General features: G+C 44.2%; 14 protein-coding genes. 5 read left to right on the plus strand and 9 right to left on the minus strand.

Annotated elements, in window-relative coordinates:
• Positions 1-229 precede the first annotated feature (229 nt).
• From EP13_RS18635 to EP13_RS18645, 3 genes are all read right to left on the minus strand, one after another.
• Positions 230-1,735, minus strand: a complete 1,506-nt coding sequence (locus tag EP13_RS18635) for a tryptophan halogenase family protein (RefSeq protein ID WP_044058582.1) — start codon at positions 1,733-1,735, stop codon at positions 230-232.
• On the minus strand, positions 1,722-3,308 hold the full coding sequence (locus EP13_RS18640) for a tryptophan halogenase family protein (protein ID WP_044059160.1): 1,587 nt from the start codon (positions 3,306-3,308) through the stop codon (positions 1,722-1,724). The genes EP13_RS18635 and EP13_RS18640 overlap by 14 nt, the downstream gene beginning before the upstream one ends.
• 99 nt (positions 3,309-3,407) lie before the next feature.
• Complete coding sequence (locus EP13_RS18645; protein WP_044058583.1) at positions 3,408-6,407, minus strand: TonB-dependent receptor; 3,000 nt, start codon at positions 6,405-6,407, stop codon at positions 3,408-3,410.
• A gap of 430 nt (positions 6,408-6,837) precedes the next feature.
• Between EP13_RS18645 and EP13_RS18650 the strand changes: the two genes are divergently transcribed.
• The 4 genes from EP13_RS18650 to EP13_RS18665 all read left to right on the plus strand — a co-directional run bounded on the left by EP13_RS18650 (position 6,838) and on the right by EP13_RS18665 (position 11,359).
• Positions 6,838-8,178, plus strand: a complete 1,341-nt coding sequence (locus tag EP13_RS18650; protein ID WP_044058584.1) for a GH1 family beta-glucosidase — start codon at positions 6,838-6,840, stop codon at positions 8,176-8,178.
• A gap of 22 nt (positions 8,179-8,200) precedes the next feature.
• Positions 8,201-9,745: an MFS transporter gene (locus EP13_RS18655; RefSeq protein WP_044058585.1), complete on the plus strand. Its 1,545-nt coding sequence runs from the start codon at positions 8,201-8,203 to the stop codon at positions 9,743-9,745.
• A gap of 47 nt (positions 9,746-9,792) precedes the next feature.
• On the plus strand, positions 9,793-10,794 hold the full coding sequence (locus EP13_RS18660; protein WP_044058586.1) for a LacI family DNA-binding transcriptional regulator: 1,002 nt from the start codon (positions 9,793-9,795) through the stop codon (positions 10,792-10,794).
• A 94-nt stretch (positions 10,795-10,888) separates the two neighbouring features.
• Positions 10,889-11,359, plus strand: a complete 471-nt coding sequence (locus tag EP13_RS18665) for a nuclear transport factor 2 family protein (protein ID WP_052364495.1) — start codon at positions 10,889-10,891, stop codon at positions 11,357-11,359.
• Between the two features lie 49 nt (positions 11,360-11,408).
• Here EP13_RS18665 and EP13_RS18670 read toward each other — a convergent pair whose 3' ends face one another.
• The 3 genes from EP13_RS18670 to EP13_RS18680 all read right to left on the minus strand — a co-directional run bounded on the left by EP13_RS18670 (position 11,409) and on the right by EP13_RS18680 (position 13,872).
• The gene (locus EP13_RS18670) at positions 11,409-12,050 is read right to left on the minus strand and encodes an OmpA family protein (RefSeq protein ID WP_044058587.1); all 642 of its coding nucleotides are present in this window, start codon (positions 12,048-12,050) and stop codon (positions 11,409-11,411) included.
• Positions 12,051-12,281: 231 nt separating this feature from the next.
• Positions 12,282-13,475 carry an HD-GYP domain-containing protein gene (locus tag EP13_RS18675; protein ID WP_044059162.1) on the minus strand — a complete coding sequence of 398 codons (1,194 nt, stop codon included), beginning with the start codon at positions 13,473-13,475 and terminating at the stop codon, positions 12,282-12,284.
• Between the two features lie 58 nt (positions 13,476-13,533).
• A complete protein-coding gene (locus tag EP13_RS18680; RefSeq protein WP_044058588.1) occupies positions 13,534-13,872 on the minus strand; it encodes an MGMT family protein in 339 nt (112 codons plus the stop codon).
• A gap of 100 nt (positions 13,873-13,972) precedes the next feature.
• Between EP13_RS18680 and EP13_RS18685 the strand changes: the two genes are divergently transcribed.
• Positions 13,973-14,563 (plus strand): tRNA-uridine aminocarboxypropyltransferase, encoded by a 591-nt coding sequence (locus tag EP13_RS18685; RefSeq protein WP_044058589.1) that lies wholly within the window; start codon positions 13,973-13,975, stop codon positions 14,561-14,563.
• On the opposite strand, the gene EP13_RS18690 is transcribed toward EP13_RS18685, so the two are convergent.
• The 3 genes from EP13_RS18690 to EP13_RS18700 all read right to left on the minus strand — a co-directional run bounded on the left by EP13_RS18690 (position 14,560) and on the right by EP13_RS18700 (position 17,208).
• Entirely contained in the window at positions 14,560-15,159 is a 600-nt protein-coding gene (locus EP13_RS18690; RefSeq protein ID WP_044058590.1) for a glutathione S-transferase family protein, read from the minus strand. The genes EP13_RS18685 and EP13_RS18690 overlap by 4 nt on opposite strands.
• Positions 15,160-15,195: 36 nt before the next feature.
• Entirely contained in the window at positions 15,196-16,158 is a 963-nt protein-coding gene (locus EP13_RS18695; RefSeq protein WP_044058591.1) for a hypothetical protein, read from the minus strand.
• Positions 16,159-16,224: 66 nt separating this feature from the next.
• On the minus strand, positions 16,225-17,208 hold the full coding sequence (locus tag EP13_RS18700; protein WP_044058592.1) for a hypothetical protein: 984 nt from the start codon (positions 17,206-17,208) through the stop codon (positions 16,225-16,227).
• Between the last annotated feature and the right edge of the window lie 217 nt (positions 17,209-17,425).

Here is a 17,425-nt window from a genome sequence, read left to right on the forward strand (position 1 = left end):
GTAAACTGAGTAGGTCAACTATCTGAAGTCTACTTTATGGGTAACAATCTGTAGACCTTAAAGCAGCTGTCATCGTTAATGGTTACCTCTAACACTGAGTAAGCTTTCATTTGTCGGAGCTCCTAATAAATAATAACGTTAAGTAGAAACGCAAAGACTAACAGCTCAATGTATTTTGATAATAAACCTTATTATTGAATGAGTTTTTTGTTTTACGCGATAATTACGCTCAGCTATTAACGGCTAAATACTTATCTAAAAACGCTTCATGAGAAGGTAACCGTGATACCTGATTATCTACCTGTTGCTTCAATCCCATCATAAATCGTTCTAATTCCGCTTCGGACATCTCATCGGCCACCTTATGGTATTGATTAGGCGTTAAACCTTGCCCCAACATCACTTGTGTCCACGAATCTACGCGAAAAATATCACCATCATCTAGGAAAACTCGCCCTGTATCTTTGAACAAATTGAGCTTGTGGGTGAGGGAAGGGGGAATAGGCATGTTTTTACAGTGCTGCCAAAAAGGTGAGTCTTCTCTATTGGTCACCTTGTAGTGCATAACAATAAAATCGAGAATAGCGGCCATTTCACTGTCGTATTTGGTGTTGTATTCGTCTATGGCCGACTGGGTAATCCCATCGAATGGGAATAACCGCATTAGCCTGACGATACCTGTCATAATTAGATGAATACTGGTGGACTCCAAAGGTTCGATAAACCCACTGGCAAGGCCAAGCGCTACACAGTTTTTATTCCAGCCTAACCGACGTTTTCCCGGTGTAAACTTAATAAAGCGAGCGTCGTTAACGGGTTCACCTTCTACCTGTTGCACAAGGGTCGATTTTGCCTCGTCATCGTTCATGTATTTACTGCAATACACGAGTCCATTTCCCACCCGATGTTGTAAGGGAATTTGCCAACGCCAACCCGCCTTATGGGCACTACTTTTTGTGTAGGGAACGGGCGCAGCAACAGTCTCAGTTTGCATTGCCACCGCGCTATCACAAGGCAAATAGTGGCTCCAGTTGTCATACCCGGTATGAAGGGCTTGTTCAATCAGCAAACCTTGAAACCCGGTACAATCGATGAAGAAGTCACCGTTTACTTCTTGAGACTCATCAACTTCTAAACTGGTGATGTTGCCAGTTTGCGAACACTTACTTACGTTAGTTATATTACCCACGATATGGTGAACGCCGGCCTCTGTGGCGAGCGTGCGAAGGAATCTTCCGTAGGCCACTGCGTCAAAGTGATAAGCAAAATTGAGTGGCATAGACTCATTGGTGAAAAACTTATTGGCTTTAGCCGCCTGCAATTCAGGGCAATAATCACCAAACTCACCACCCAACCCTAACTTCTGGGCTCGCAGCCAAAAGTGGTGAAACTCGCCAGCCCAGCATTCTCTACCGGTTACCCCAAATGAGTGTATATAACTATGGTTTTCTTCGCACCAGCCTTCAAATTCAATGCCCAATTTAAATGTTGCCTGCGTCGCTTTCATAAAGGCTTTTTCGTCAATATTAAGCAATTTATGAAAGGTTCTAATAGGGGGGATGGTCGCTTCGCCAACACCAATAATGCCAATATCTTTAGATTCAACAAGGGTAATATTGAGTGATTTGCCTAATAGTTTGACAAGCGCAATGGCAGCCATCCAACCGGCAGTGCCTCCACCTGCAATAACCACGTTTTTCACCGGCGGTAACGCCGCGCTATCAAATGTGGACATGGTTATGCTCCTTATTACCCTTTTCTTCGTTTAACCCACAAAGCTCATCAAGTAGCGCTCTGTTATTTGGCAATGCGTGTAAGTAGGCTTGTTTCATTTGCGTCATTTTGCTGCGTATTGCTTTCGCTTTTGAAAGATCGGCATCACTTAGCGCAATAGCGGGTAACGCCGTGTTGTACCCCATACCATACAATACATACTGGTAGCTGGCTGAGGGAAATATTTCTTCGTTTTCTATTAAATCTAAGCGTGATGGGCTTTGATATTTCCAAATTTCTAATAGTGTGGATAGCGAGGGTGGAGTGCGACTTTCATGACGCTGGGCAAGCCAGTAAGGTTCATTTCTTTCGCTCAGTACATAGTGAAGTTTTAAGAAATCCACCACGCGCTGCCAGCGATATTCAAAACGTTGATTGTAACGTTGACTAACATGCTCCATATGTTCTGCGTTGTGCGGGAAGGATTCGCACAACATACGTAGCCCTAATTCCACCATGGCAATGGCTGAGGCTTCTAAAGGCTCAACAAACCCTGAGGACATGCCTAAACTTAGGCAGTTCTTTACCCAGAAGTCTTTGCGATAGCCAGGTTCAAAGGAAAGGGTTCTTACGCTTAAATCCTGCTCTTTGGCATGGCGTAAGCGTTGGCTTACTTGTTTGAATAATATGTCTATTGCAGCGTCTTCATTGCAGAACTCACTGGCGTAAACTAACCCCACACCACGCCTATGTTGTAAGCCTATATCCCATGTCCAACCCACACGTTGAGCAGTCGCTACTGTAGTACTGCTTATGGCTTGATCGTCGGGAGCATAGGGGGCTTGAACCGCCATGGCACGATTGTTTAGCATGGTGGTTTCAAGTGACAACCAAGGTACATTAAAGTGTTGCTGAATGAGTAATCCGCTTTTGCCAGAACAGTCTATAAATAAGTCGCCTGATATTGCCTGACCATTGTCGGTGAGGAGTTGGCGAATATATCCATTGGGGTGTTCTTCAACCTTACTGACATGGGCTGATAGGTAATGTACACCAAGGCTTTCAAGGCAGTGTTTTTTCAGCAAATTCGCCAGTGCCGTGGCATCAAAGTGGTAACCATAATTAAGCACATGAGCGTAATCTGGGGTGGTGGCTTGCTTTGGCGCCTTTCCTTGCGTACACATCAGGCTTTGTAGGGAAAAACTGTTTTCGTAGCTTTCATGCTTCGCTATTGATTGCCAGCAAGCATGAATATCTAACTCATTGTATGCCGTAGGCACCGTAAAAGGATGATGATATTGGTGGGCAAAGGTTTGCGAGTTAGCAGCACAAGCGCGCCAGTTGACGAATGAAGAGCCTTGCTTAAACGTGCCCTTACAGGCCGTTAAAAACTCCCGTTCGTTAATACCAATGTCCAGTAGTGTGTCTCTAAGCGATGGCCACGAACCTTCGCCAACACCTATTGTAGGTACATTAGGTGATTCTATAAGGGTAACTTTGTAGTCAGGCTTTAGCTTTGCCGCCAGTATGCCTGCGCTCAACCAACCTGCCGTACCGCCGCCTACAATAACAACGTGTTTCACCAATTTATTCATAACACCGCGTGGTTTATCATTTATGGCTTGTTTCACTATGAAAAAAAACCCGCCCAAGTGCAATAAAAATACACGAGAGCGGGTTAATACACCCTACAACTAAAACTGGTATCTAACGCCTAATGCGTAACGGGCACCAAGTTCATCTAACTTCCATAGCATGGCACTGGTTCTTCCATGTCTACGAATGTTTTCATCGGTAATATTGATACCTTCAAAAGACACCGTTAATGCATCCGAAATATCATAGGAAACACTAAAGTCTATTTGTGAATAGGCTTCTGTGTAACCCGGTTCGTTTACGTACTGAGAAGTAGTATCTAGGAACTTGTCTCGCCAGTTATAGGCGATACGAGCCTGTAAGCCTTCATTTTCATACATGAGCACAAGGTTCGCCGTATCACTTAAACCCACTAAAGCAAACTGTGTGATGGAAGGGTCGGCGTCGTTGTCAAAGCCAATATCCCCCGTAACCGTGGTGTAGTTACCCAAAACACCAAAACCGGTATCACCAAAGAAGTGCTGTGCGGCAAGCTCGAAGCCATAGATGTTGGCACTTTTGTTATTCACCGGTTTAGAGTTAATGAACGTAAGCGTTGGGTCGTCGCTATTTGGCAAAATATCGTAAGCCGCTTCAAATTGCTCATCGGTCATCGAGTCGTAGTCAACACCATTTTCCATGGCTGCAACCATGTTAAATAATGACGTATCGCTGATGGGTATACCTCGCGCTTCAAGCTCTTCCATTGCCGCTTGTGCTCTTGGCCCGGCGGTGGCATCACGTAAATCGTAAATACTTTCTTCAACCTGTTCGTTACCAATAAAGTTCTTCACGCGCTTATCGTAAAAACCTAACGATACATAACTGGTTTCATCAAAGTAGTATTCTACTGAAACATCTACGTTGTCCGATTCTAACGGCACTAATGTTGGGTTACCTGAACTGGCAGTGGCTGTAGCGCCATCAGTTAATAGTGTTGGACCACTCGGTGTATTCACCGTTGCTGCCGCACTTAAGCTGTTGTAAGTAGGTCTAGCAATGGTTTTACTGTAGGAGAAACGGGCAATCACGTTTTCAACTACTTCAATATCAAAGTCTAGCGCAGGAAGAATGTGGTCGTAACTCGACTTAACTTCCACGTCTTCCATCGCGCTACCAAAGCGAACGTTAAAGTCGTTGTTGCCTTCCCATGCAATACCACTGGGCAAGCTGATGTTGGCGATAGACGTCACATCGGTATTTTCGTAACGTAGACCTGTTAGTAGGTTATATTCCATCCCGTTTAGTTCGCCAGAAAGGTCGAACTCGAAATACAATGCAGTTATATCTTCTTCTATGGTTCTATTGGTTGCATAGGGGTTATCCGCCACCAAATTGAAACCGTAGGCTTGCGCTGCGAATGCGCCAATTTCTGCCACGCTTCCTGTAAAGCCTTCTGAGTACATGCCATCAGTATTGAAATCGCTAAATTCACTCGCAAAATCTAACGGTGTTAGAGAACCTGCTGGCAATTCACCCGGGTTTTCAATACCCCAGTTACCCATAGTGTGGCGGGTAAGTGACTGTAATGAGGTGCTTTCCATTGCGCGCGATTCAATACCGAAGTTAATGCTGCCGGTGTCTAAAACATAGGTTCCATCAATTCTGGCTTGGGTAATTTCGGTATCTTGCGACGAGAAGTTCATGTCTAAGATAGACGTACCCACATCATCTTGATCTAGCATGCCATTTCCGTTGAGGTTATCTCTTGCGGCATCATCGAAATCAACGAGCATGATGGGGAAGTCGCCGGTGAAATCGACACCCTGACCCTTAACCACGTTTGCCCCTAAACCTAAGTTTGTCCATGTTCCATAAGGGGAATCAGGGCGGCCTTCAGCAGATGAATTGTGTAAGTCAAAGATCAACGTTAAATCATCGTTCACAAAGTACTCAATGTTTAAACCCACAGACTTGTTTTCATTAACTTGGTTCAGCTCCTGTAGGGCTAAACCCAAGTCTCTTGGCAATAAGTCACGCCTCTCTTGCGTGATCAAAACAGGCGTTTTTACATTCTCATCGTCAAAGGTTAACTCGGTGAAATACCTGTCATCCATCCAAATTGACTGCTCTGCGCGTGCTTCGTAAAGATCCTGCTTAGAGTAGGTATAATCTAGCGTAGCAACGAGGTTTTCACTCGGTGCATACTGGAATGTTAATTGTGCATTTGTTCTTTCACGCTCTCTGTCTGCCATGTAATAGCGTAAATCGGAAGGGATCGCGAACAGTTGACCCATTGCTGGCGCATTGTTTAATACAATAGGGTCGCCGCTATCTGGGTTAGCAGGGTCTGGGGACTGTGGAATACTGCCGTCAAACGGGTTCACACGCCACTCGTTTACAAAAGCACCTTGAGCTGCGCTGTCTCGCTGTTGGAAAGACCCAGTAAAAGTCACACCAAATTTTTCATCGTCGGCAAGGTAATTAATATAGCCCGATACTTCAGGGGTAACATCATCGCCCACGCGGTTTGTGGTGTCATGCAGCGCTTTAGCACCTACACTGGCCATAAAACCTGTTTCAGGAGCGTCAAAGGGGCGCGCCGTGCGAATGTTGATCGTTGCACCAATCCCCCCAGTTGCAATGCTCGCTCTTCCTGTTTTGTACACTTCTACAGCACGAACACTTTCAGAAGCTAAGTCGGAAAAGTCATAGGCTCGCGAATTAGGTGTACCACCGCCGCCCGGCAGTGCCGAACCTGGCATGGTTCGTCCATTAAGGGTAACCATGTTGAAATCTGGTCCAAACCCCCGTGCCGTGACTTGGCTACCTTCACCGTTATTTCTGCTTATTGAAATACCGGTAATACGCTGAAGCGACTCAGCAAGGTTGGTGTCTGGGAACTTACCAATGTCTTCCGCAGAAATGGCATCTACCACGCCCGCTGAATCTCGCTTAATTCCCATGGATTCTTGCACACTACTTCGTATGCCTGATACCTGTATAACTTCTACGTCTTCGGGAGACTCCTGTGCATTAACGGGGAATAACAATCCTGTTCCCAATATTAAAGACAGACTCTTAGCAATTTTCGATTTGTTTAAGTGTGTGTGTGTCACTGTCTTTCTCTCTTTGTTGTATTGAGTGATATGCGCCTACCCAAGAAAGGGCTTTCTCGCTTAAAGGTCATTCTTCAACCCACAAGAGAAAGCGCTTTCTCAAAGTTAAGATAAAATAGACCAAAGTTCAACATGTTTTTTACAGTAAATTTACACGAGCTATTTTCTTTTGCTCAAATAAACACAAACATCCATTACTAACAATAACTTATTGTAGTTAATATTTGCTCAACTGCTAGTTAGCCAAAACATAAAATTTACATAAAAATAAATAACTTTGGTTTTAAACGTAAAAAAATAACTGGAAAGCGCTTTCTCAAAATACGATGATTGTGCTATAACTCGGCGTAACTAAGAGATACCAACGAAATACAAGGAAACTGATTTCGCGCTATGCGAATTATCTGTAAGCCTTACTAGGAACCCAGTAATGACTAAAAAACTATCGCTTTCCTCTACCAGTCCTATGATGCAACCCTCCTTTTTATTTGGTACAGCAACTTCCTCTTTCCAAATAGAAGGGGATGCCGAGGGAAGGTTAGAATGCATTTGGGATGTATTTTGTCGACAAGCGGGGGCTATCGCTGACAAGTCAGATGGTTTAAGGGCTTGCGAGCACGTTGAACGCTGGGAAGAAGACGTAAACCTTATTCATAGCCTTGGGGTGGATGCCTACCGATTATCAATTTCTTGGCCCCGGGTCATGCATGCAAATGGCGAAATAAATGAACAAGGTTTGGCATTTTATAAGCAGCTTATAGACAAACTTAATAGCTTGAATATAAAAGCGTTTGTTACGCTTTATCACTGGGATTTACCGCAGTACTTAGAACAACGAGGTGGCTGGCTAAACCGCCAGACGGCTTATGAGTTTGAAAACTATGTTGATAAAATATCAGCGGCACTCGGCGAGCGGGTATACTCTTATGCGACATTTAATGAACCTTTCTGTTCAGCCTATTTAGGCTACGAAATTGGCGTTCATGCGCCTGGTAAAACAGGCAGGGAGCACGGTAGAACAGCTGCACATCATATTTTATTGGCGCATGGGTTAGGCATGAAAATGTTGAAGAAGAACGTACCAAATGCCAAAAATGGTATCGTACTTAACTTTACGCCCTGCTACAGTGCCAGCGATAGCCCTGCGGACATAGCGGCAACAGAAAAAGCAGATCAGTATATAAATCAGTGGTATATGCAACCCGTCATGGAAGGTTGTTACCCTGACGTCATTCATGAACTGGCTGAAAAAGACAAACCTCCTATTCAAGATGGAGACATGGAAACTATATGTCAGCCCCTCGATTTTCTCGGCATTAATTTTTATACGCGTCTTCACTACTCAGCGCCTAGAAACCACGATGAACTTTACTTCGAACACCCGCATTACGAACCGAAAACTGACATTGGCTGGGAAATTCATCCACCCGCACTCACACACTTGCTGACTTCGCTACATCAACGATACGCATTGCCACCTGTATACATCACAGAAAATGGAGCCGCGATGGCAGATGAGGTTGTCGATGGACGAGTAGAAGATAATGACAGGATTGAATACTACCAAAACCACCTACTCGCCGTAGAGAAAGCCATGGACGAAGGAGTGAAAGTAAGTGGTTACTTCGCCTGGAGCCTTATGGATAATTTTGAATGGGCAGAAGGCTACGAAAAACGATTTGGTATTGTTTATGTCGATTTTGACACACAATCCCGCATACTCAAAGATAGCGCGAAAGCGTTTAAAGCGCTGCTAGCACAACGCACATAACAATAAGACGAAAGGCGCCACCATGGAACAAAAATTAGCAATTAAAGAAAAGATTGGATACGGTTTAGGTGATGCAGCTGCCAACTTAGTGTGGCGCGGTGCATTAGCCTACCTTGCGGTATTCTATACTGACACCTTTGGCCTAAGTGCCGCTGCCGCGGCCATGTTGTTCCTTATCGTGCGCTTATCTGACGGTGTTACCGATATCATTATGGGCATGATTGCTGACAGAACTAAAACCAAGATGGGGAAGTTTCGCCCATGGATTTTAGGGTCAACCCCATTTCTCGGGCTTTTTATGGTGCTGTGTTTTACCACGCCTAATTTTGGCAGTACCGGTATGCTGGTGTATGCCTATCTCACCTATATTGGATTAACCCTAGCTTATACCGTTAACAACGTTCCCTATTCCGCGCTAATGGGCGTGATCACTAGCGATGATAGAGAGCGTACCAGCTTGTCTGGCTTTCGGTTCGCCGGTGCGTTCTTAGGAGGGCTTTTAGTTATGGGTTGCCTACCTATGATGGTGGAATACTTTGGCGCAGGAAATGATGCCAGAGGCTATCAATACACCATGTATGTATTCGCCACTTTATTAGTCGCATTAATGCTGATTACCGTCTACTCCACCAAAGAGCGAGTGCCTGTAGCATTAGATAGTACAGCAACCTTAAAACAAGAGCTGATAGACTTGAGCAGACACTTGCCCCTTATCCTCATTCCTTTGGCCTCTATCACAGCATTCTTCTACTTCCGTAACCTGTTGACCGCGGCCATCTTTGTCGCCGTGATGATGATTTGTGCTGTCTTAGTGAGAAAATTAATTGCACGCCCTGAGTCTTCGAATAGCCGCTCCCAACAAGATATTATTGATTTACTGACGAACAAGCCCTGGTTGATCCTACTCGGTATGGGTTTTCTAACCATGATGTTCAATGGCATAAAATACGGCGTTATTGCCTATTATTTTAAATACTATATTGGTGAAGAACTGCTTATTGGTTACTACTTTATTAGCCTTCTTGTGGTGTCAATTTTTGGTGCGCTCGCTACGCCTTGGTTATCCGTTAAATTTGGGCGCAAAAACCTTTTTATCATTTCTTTGATAGTTAGCAGCTTATTTACAAGTGCCATCTTTTTTGTGCCGTTAGGGTCAACCATGGGTATTTTCGCGCTAGGCTGCGCAGCAGAGTTTTTTGCCGCTATTATGCCCACGTTGTTTTTCTCCATGTTAGGAGACTCAGCAGATTACAACGAATGGCGTACTGGCCGACGTGCAACGGGTCTCATTTACTCTGCAGGCTCGTTTGTACAAAAAACCGGGGGCGGGTTCGCTGGCGCACTAGTATTGCTGGTGTTAGGTAGCTATGGTTACAACGGTATGCAGCCGGAGACCATAAGCCAAAGCCTTCCCGGAATGCGCGCACTCATGAGTTGGATCCCTGCATGTTTTGGTTTTGCCGGCGCGCTGCTTATCTTGTTTTATCCATTAAACGATAAAAAACAACAGGAAGTCACAGAAACCCTACTAAAGCGACGTAGCGAACAGGCAACAATACCGGCATAATGGACTATTACGTTTTAATGGGCATTCACCGGAAGGAGCAGTAGTACGTGGCTACCATATATCAAGTTGCAGAACGTGCGGGGGTATCACTATCAACGGTATCTCGCGTGTTAAATGGAAAAACCACCGTAAACGCTACTCTAAAGGCGAAAGTCGAAAAAGCGATGTTGGAGCTAAACTACCGCCCTAATTCGGTAGCGCGCTCTCTCGCCACCAGCCGTTCTGACAGTGTCGGCATTTTAGTGTCTGAATTAAACACCCCCTTCTTCGGCGATTTAATGCAAGGGGTAGAATCCACCCTGAGAGTAGCTGATAAGCACGTTATTATTACCGTAGGCCATAACAACCTTGAGACCGAGCAAGACGCGGTTGAATTTTTGATCAGTAGAAATTGTGACGCGCTAATCATGCATGCAGAAGCCATGCGAGATGAAGATCTTGTTGCGCTTAATGAAAAGCGTTTGCCTATCGCTTTGGTGAATAGGCAAGTCACTGGCCTTGAGAATAATTGTATTGCCCTTGATAACGAGAAAGGCGGTTACCTTGCAACCTCACATCTGCTTGAATTGGGACACAAGGATATCGCCTACATATCTGGCCCCATGAAAATTCGTGACGCCTGTCACCGTTTGAAAGGGCACAAACGGGCACTTGAAGAGGCGGGTGTCCCTTATAACCCTATGCTCACTTACGAGGGTAACTATGAGGAAGAAGACGGGAAAATAGGCTTACTCGAGCTACTATCTAGAGATACCCCTTTCTCTGCCTTGGTGTGTGCAAATGACTGGATGGCGTCTGGAGCGATGAGCTGCGCGCGAGACCTTGGAATGAGCTTACCGCAAGATTTATCCATTGTGGGATTCGACGACGTGGTATTTGCTCATCACGTTTACCCTCGGTTAACGACGGTAAGCAACCCGATTGCAGATATGGCGAAAATGTCAGCCCAATATATCCTCAATACGTTGTACGGCCATACCCATCACGTTCAGCACCTATTTGAACCTACCTTGGTGGTGCGGGAGTCAACGATGGCGCACGACGGCTAGCAAAAAGTCCATCAAGGGATTGATGGCACAGTGAAGACTTATTTTACAAATGCCGTTATGCTGGTGGAAACACGCCAGTAAAGCGAAGGATAAAATGAGGTATATAACACTGTGTATATTGTTGTTCATCAGCACGGCAGGATGGGCCAACACGGATAGCAAAGCAGACATAAACCACGTATTAGATGAATTACACGCCCAAGCTGCAGCCGCAAACTTTGATAAATACTTCGCGGTTTATACCCCTGATGCCATTTTCATCGGAACCGATGCTGAGGAAGTATGGTCCATTCACGCCTTCAAAGCATACGCAAAGCCGTATTTTGACCAAGGGAAAGGTTGGACCTATCACCCAAGAAATCGCCATATTTACTTGTCAGAAAATCAACAAATCGCTTGGTTTGATGAGCTATTAGACAATGTGAACTTAGGTGAAACCCGTGGCACGGGCGTGTTAGTCAATGAAAATGGCCAATGGAAGGTCGCTCAGTACCATCTGGCTATTCCCATTCCTAATGCGCTTGCAGATGACATCGCTTCGCAAATAAAGGCACATCAGCGCTAACAAAAAACGCCGCGTAAAGCGGCGTTGTATTGATGACTCTCAACATCAATTACGTATTCGATTGTGTGAGTGGTTGAATTTCAAGTTCTACACGACGGTTCATTGACCGGTTCGCCGCACTACTGTTAGGTACTTTAGGCGCGTACTCACCCATACCTACAGTGGTAATTCGCGTAGGGTTAACCGAATAGTTAGTTAGTACATTTTTAACTGCGCTAGCTCTACGCTCTGACAATGCTTGGTTGTACTGCTCCGATCCCGTGTCATCGGTATGACCTTTAATCATTAGCACCGTTTTTTCGTAGTTATTTACCACGTTCGCCACATCTTGCAGCACAGGGTTAAAGTTTGGGCTAATGGTTGAACTGTCTGTTGCAAACGTGATGTCGCCAGGCATGATTAAACGTAAGTTATCGCCTTCACGTACCACCTGCACACCGGTGTCTGATAATTCGCTACGCAGCTCTTCTTCTTGTTTATCCATGTAGTTACCAATTGCTCCACCGGCAATTGCCCCTACTGCCGCACCCCATGCGTAACGGCTCTTATCATTGTCACCTGTCGCCTTACCCAGTAATGCGCCTACTACAGCGCCTATTGCGGCACCTTTTTGCGTATTGTTAGGATCATTAGCACAGCCTGCCACACTAAGTGATGCTGCAATCAAACCTACTGCTATTGTCTTTTTCATAAATTTCACTCCATTGTAATTTGCGTATTTGCAAAAATGTTAATTGGAATTGCAATTAGCGTTCCAATCAATGTTTATGCGTTAACAAGGATAACGATGCTTAATAAGAATAGCGCCATAATACGCTATGTTATATGAACGTACGCTAAACGGGGGAGATATTGGTACCTATGCCAGGTAAATTCTACACGTGGCTTGTAAGCTCAACCTGTCGCTGTTTAAAGACAAGCATTAACCAATAGAGACTGAGCGCTCAAAAAACGCGTTCACATCAATATTATAATCTGCCGCTATCACCGCTTTTGAGACTTTTACATTTTTCTCTGTGGTCAAATTCACATCTTTTGGCTCTAAGAAGTGACTGTTTCTGACTGAGTAGAACACTTTCACTATTGGCGCGAGTGGGGCATTCGTTTGTTCAACCACCATCGCTAATCGTTCGTTTGAAAGTAATACAAGGCTGCCCACAGGATAAACGCCCATGCACTTTATGAACTGCTGCACCAATGCGAGGTCAAGCCGCTCTGGGGCGTCTGACATTAAGATCGAAAATGCCTTTTGACTCGACATACCGGCTTTATAAACTCGATCTGCGGTAAGGGCATCGTACATATCGGCAATGGCCAGCATACGGCCAGCTTGACTGATATTCTCCCCTTTTGTTCCTGCTGGGTAGCCAAGCCCATCTAACCTTTCATGATGCTCGCTAATCGCTTGAATTAACCCCACATCTAGTTCCGTTTGCTTCAAGAAATCCACGCCATGTACTACGTGTCCTTTCATGATTTCCATTTCAGGATCGGTAAGACGTCCAGGTTTATGCAGAATTTCATCCGGAATTTTTATTTTGCCTAAGTCATGCAGAAAACCTGCGTATGAGAGATCTTGTACATCGTCTTCAGACATCCCCAAATAGCGGGCAAAATTAGCCAGTAAAATCGCAACGTTTAATGAATGCTCTAGGAGATAGTCGTCTTTCTCCCTAATTTTAGTCAGGCACAAGAGGGCATCAGGGTTTCTATCTATTGAACTCACAAGGGATTGTGAAAATGCTTTTGGGATACTACTGTCAAACGGTTGCTCTTTTTTAACGCTATTTAACAATAGCTTCTGGATGGCCTTACCTTGTTTATGGAGTTTGGTGGCCCGGACCAACTCACTTTCTAAACTGGCGCTCTTTCGTGGTGTATCCTCAACAGCTTCTTTTTTGTTTTCTTGCTCGCTTTCATCCTGTTCTGACGCCACTTTAAACGCTTTTGATGTATCAATAACTAAAGAAACCACCCCCCGTTTTTTTAGGGTATCAACAATTGCATCAGAAGTGACCCGACCTTGGTTCTTCACCGAAAGCTGCCCTTTTTGTTCTACAATTTTATGCACAAACATGCCGGGCTTAAGTTGATTAATCGATATTTTTTTTAAAATATTGGGTGTCATAGTTGTCCTAAGCTCATCACTTGCACCACACGGGTAAAGTATGAACCTAATAGCGTAGCTTTTCCAAAAGAGTATACATATCTGGCTGCCATTGAAAGGAAGCCATGCGCACCCTGTTATTTGTCACAAGCACCCCTTCTGATAACAGTCGGCGCCGCTGATCATTAGCCTGTTCAGAGTTCTCGGGAAACGCAATTTTACCGTCACTTCGAATAACACGGTGCCAATTAATTTGCGTTTCGCTGGATTTTAAATATTTTGCAATAAGCCTGGCCTTTCCCGGCAACCCTGCCAGATCAGCTAACTGGCCGTAGCTCACCACCGCGCCAACAGGCACCATAGAAAGTGTAGATTCGATCCGCTGCTGATATTGTATATTAATCATATCACATATTATTCCTTTCCCTTGTGGCTAGCAAGGAACGTGGTATTACACATTAGGCGTATTATAATGAGTGTCCAACAGCTTAAAGAGGCGTACTGATATGCGGGCATATTGCGATAGTTGTCACTATCCCAAATCTACCTGTATTTGCAACAGCATCACCACCTTCGCATCACCAGTGCGTATTTTCATACTACAGCATAAACGCGAAGCCTCTCATGCTAAAAACACGGCCCGGCTAATCCGGCTATGCATTCCCGATAAGGCTCACATTATCAATGTCAGTGATGATGAGGCTATGGCTAGGTTACAAGAAACTTTGGATATTGAATCCACGGCAATCCTCTATCCCAGTGAGCGTAGTGAAATTCTGGAAATGAAAGCGGCGAAACTACGTAGTGAACTAACCACGTTAATTCTCATAGACGGGAGCTGGAAGCAAGCCTACGGTATTATGAATAGCCATACATGGTTAGCCAACATACCCGCCTATAAATTTGATCAAGCGCCTTTATCTGACTATCGAATTCGTCATACCCAAGTTGCCAATAGCCTTTCTACGTTAGAAGCCACTGCCTACGCGCTCAACATTTTATACGGCTGTAGCACGCAACCGCTGTTATCGGCGCAAGCGGCCATGCAGCAATATTGGCAGGCGCCTTCTAGTCATCACAGATTTCATCGAGATTAAGCCTGCATTGCCACAAACCCTTTTTGCTCTTTTATTAACCCTATCCAGTTTCTTATGGCTGGATAAGCGGATAAATCAAAGCCACCTTCGTGCGCAACATGGGTATACGCAAAGAGCGAAATATCCGCTAATGTAATGGTATTTGCGATAAGAAAAGGCGAGGTGGAAAGCTGCTGCTCCATCACTTCTAACGCTTTGTAGCCCCCAGCCTGTTTAGCCTCAAATTCCTGTATTCTAGATGCCGGCATCCCTAGGTAGATATTGATATAGCGTGCTACAGCAATATAGGGTTCATGGCTGTACTGTTCGAAAAACTGCCATTGCAGCAGTTGAGCAAAGTCAAAAGGAGACGTCGGAATTAGAGGCGTGCCAGCAGCAAGGTAATGCATAATGGCGTTAGACTCCGATAATATACGGCCGTCATCTAACTCTAATACTGGGATTTTACCATTCGCAGATTTTTCGATAAATTCAGGGGTGCGACTTTCTCCCTTCATAATATCAATATCAATCCACTCACACCCTTTGCCCAGTAACGCTAGCAACAGTTGAAGCTTGTAACAATTACCTGAGCGTTTATCACCGTAAATTCGCATCGTTTATCTTCCAGTAGTCACATTGGACTCATTAAACTATCGCCACCAAAAGAACTCAACACATTTGAACAGAAACCAAGAAATGGGAAAAGGCGCTAAACAAAGTACCACTAAAAGCCGGCGTATTTTCTTTAACGATAGCATCAGTGCCTCTTTTTTAGTTTCTAGCGATTCTATGCGTTCACTAACCACACTAGGAGGCAAAACCACGTGCTTAGACGCTATCAGGGTATTAATTTCATTTTCTTGGTCTGCAACAATTATTTTTGAGACCTGGTGGATTCTTCGACTTAATTGCACCATAGGCCAAAGCAGATACATGGATGCACTAATGAAAAACATAAACAGCACAATTAAATCAAAAAGAGGGACCACCTTGTTTATCCAAAACACGGGGGCAATGGCTAAACCTGTTAATGCCATCACTGAATTCGCTAGCGCCATAGATAACACGCTTTTTAGCAGCACCAGCTCTTGCTGAGGCTCAGAAATAGTGCGGGTTACCAAACGCCTAAGGTAAAATGTGTTGGTAAAAATCTGTAATAAGAATAAGACAAACAACAACCAAAAGAGGATAGAGGTAATAGCAATAATGAACACTTCTGGCTCGTGAATGCGCGAAATCAGGTTTTCCGCAACCATATAGAATATGGGCATACACAACCCTATTCCTGTGGCCACTATGACATGGTGAATAAACTGATGGGACAGTCGGTTTTTGTGCAATGTAAAATGACTTAATTGATTGGTTGCCACCAGAATTGATATGAGCGTACTGGCCACATTTTTATGAATAATGCGAATGGTCAACCAAAACAAGGAGGTTAGGAGTGATGTGCCTAACGCAGTGTTGAAGTGCCGCTGAGCATCTTCACCATGAATAGGCCATGTCAGAACGCCAACGTAATAATGAACGCACAGAAGAACAACGAGCAAACACAATGGATACGCCCACATGCTCGTAGATTGGTTGGTTTTTTCGTAAGCACTAATTTTCATTTTTATAATATATCGAAATGACAGCTGACGGGTAAGCGAAGGCAAGCATTTAATTGCATGCAATGATCAGGAAAATGGGGACGCGACTAACCATTCAAGGAGCATTATCAGCGACCATGAAAAAGGAATCGCGCTTAAGCAAGAAAATATCCGCGACCAATCTCTAACATCCATCACACGCGTCGACAGCGTTGCAATGGATTCTTTTTCGTTTTCCAAAAGCTCTACACTTTCATATTCAGTATCAGTATTTTTATGTCTATAGGCGCTGATGGCCTTATTAATTTTTTCATCTAACGTGGTTAGCACACGTGCTTTTTCGTTTCTCACTTTTGCTATCAGTTTTACCACCGGCCAAAACAGATAGAGCGCAAAGCTGCCGCTAAATAATGCGAGTATAAAAATGTCTATTGATGGCACATCTTTTCTAAACCAAAAGATAGGAATCAACGCTATTGCGCCCATTGAAAATATGGCGTTCGTCAGCCCCAACTTTATAAGTACCATTAAAGATGCCAAATAGTCTTTTGTATTATTGGAGTCAGGTAAGACGTTATTGATGATGTAGCGAGTATTCGAGGTAATTTGAAACAAAAATAGCCAGGTAAAGAACCAAAATGGCACTGCGGCAGCGGTTAAAATAAACACGTGCAACTCTTGGGTAACGGTGAGTAACTCTTCTAATACACAATAAATAACCGTGAGTAATATTGCGATGACTGCTGCATTAAATAGATGATGTTTAAACTCGTTTGAAAGACGGTTACGGTGTACTGAAAAGCGGCTCAATTGATTGGTTTTTACCAATAGTGATATTAAGCTGCTAGCCACATTTTGATGTAATACGCGAAGTGCAATCCAAAAATAACCCGTGAGAATAGACATTCCAATAGCGGAATTAAAGTCACGTTGAGCACGAACGTCACCTTCTGCGGGCCAATCGAGAGCCCCTGAATAGTAGTGAAGTGCTAACAGAAATAACATGGTAAGAAGAGGGTACAACGCAATACCGGCGTTATATTGCACATTCGTGTAAGGATTAAATTTCATTTTTTAGTATCAGTGTACACATACTTCGTTCAATCGCATTCACTATGAAGTGCAAGTTACACTCAGTAGTGTAAACGTCGTCGCATAATAAACCAATACGATATTTTCGGTGAATTGAGAATAGTTGTAACGAATCTTTTCAACCCATTGATTATCACTAAAAAGCTAGCCATAAAAAAACCCGCAAAATGCGGGTTTTTATGTATATAGTGCTGCT

The sequence above is a fragment of the Alteromonas australica genome, assembly GCF_000730385.1.
GTDB lineage: Bacteria > Pseudomonadota > Gammaproteobacteria > Enterobacterales > Alteromonadaceae > Alteromonas > Alteromonas australica.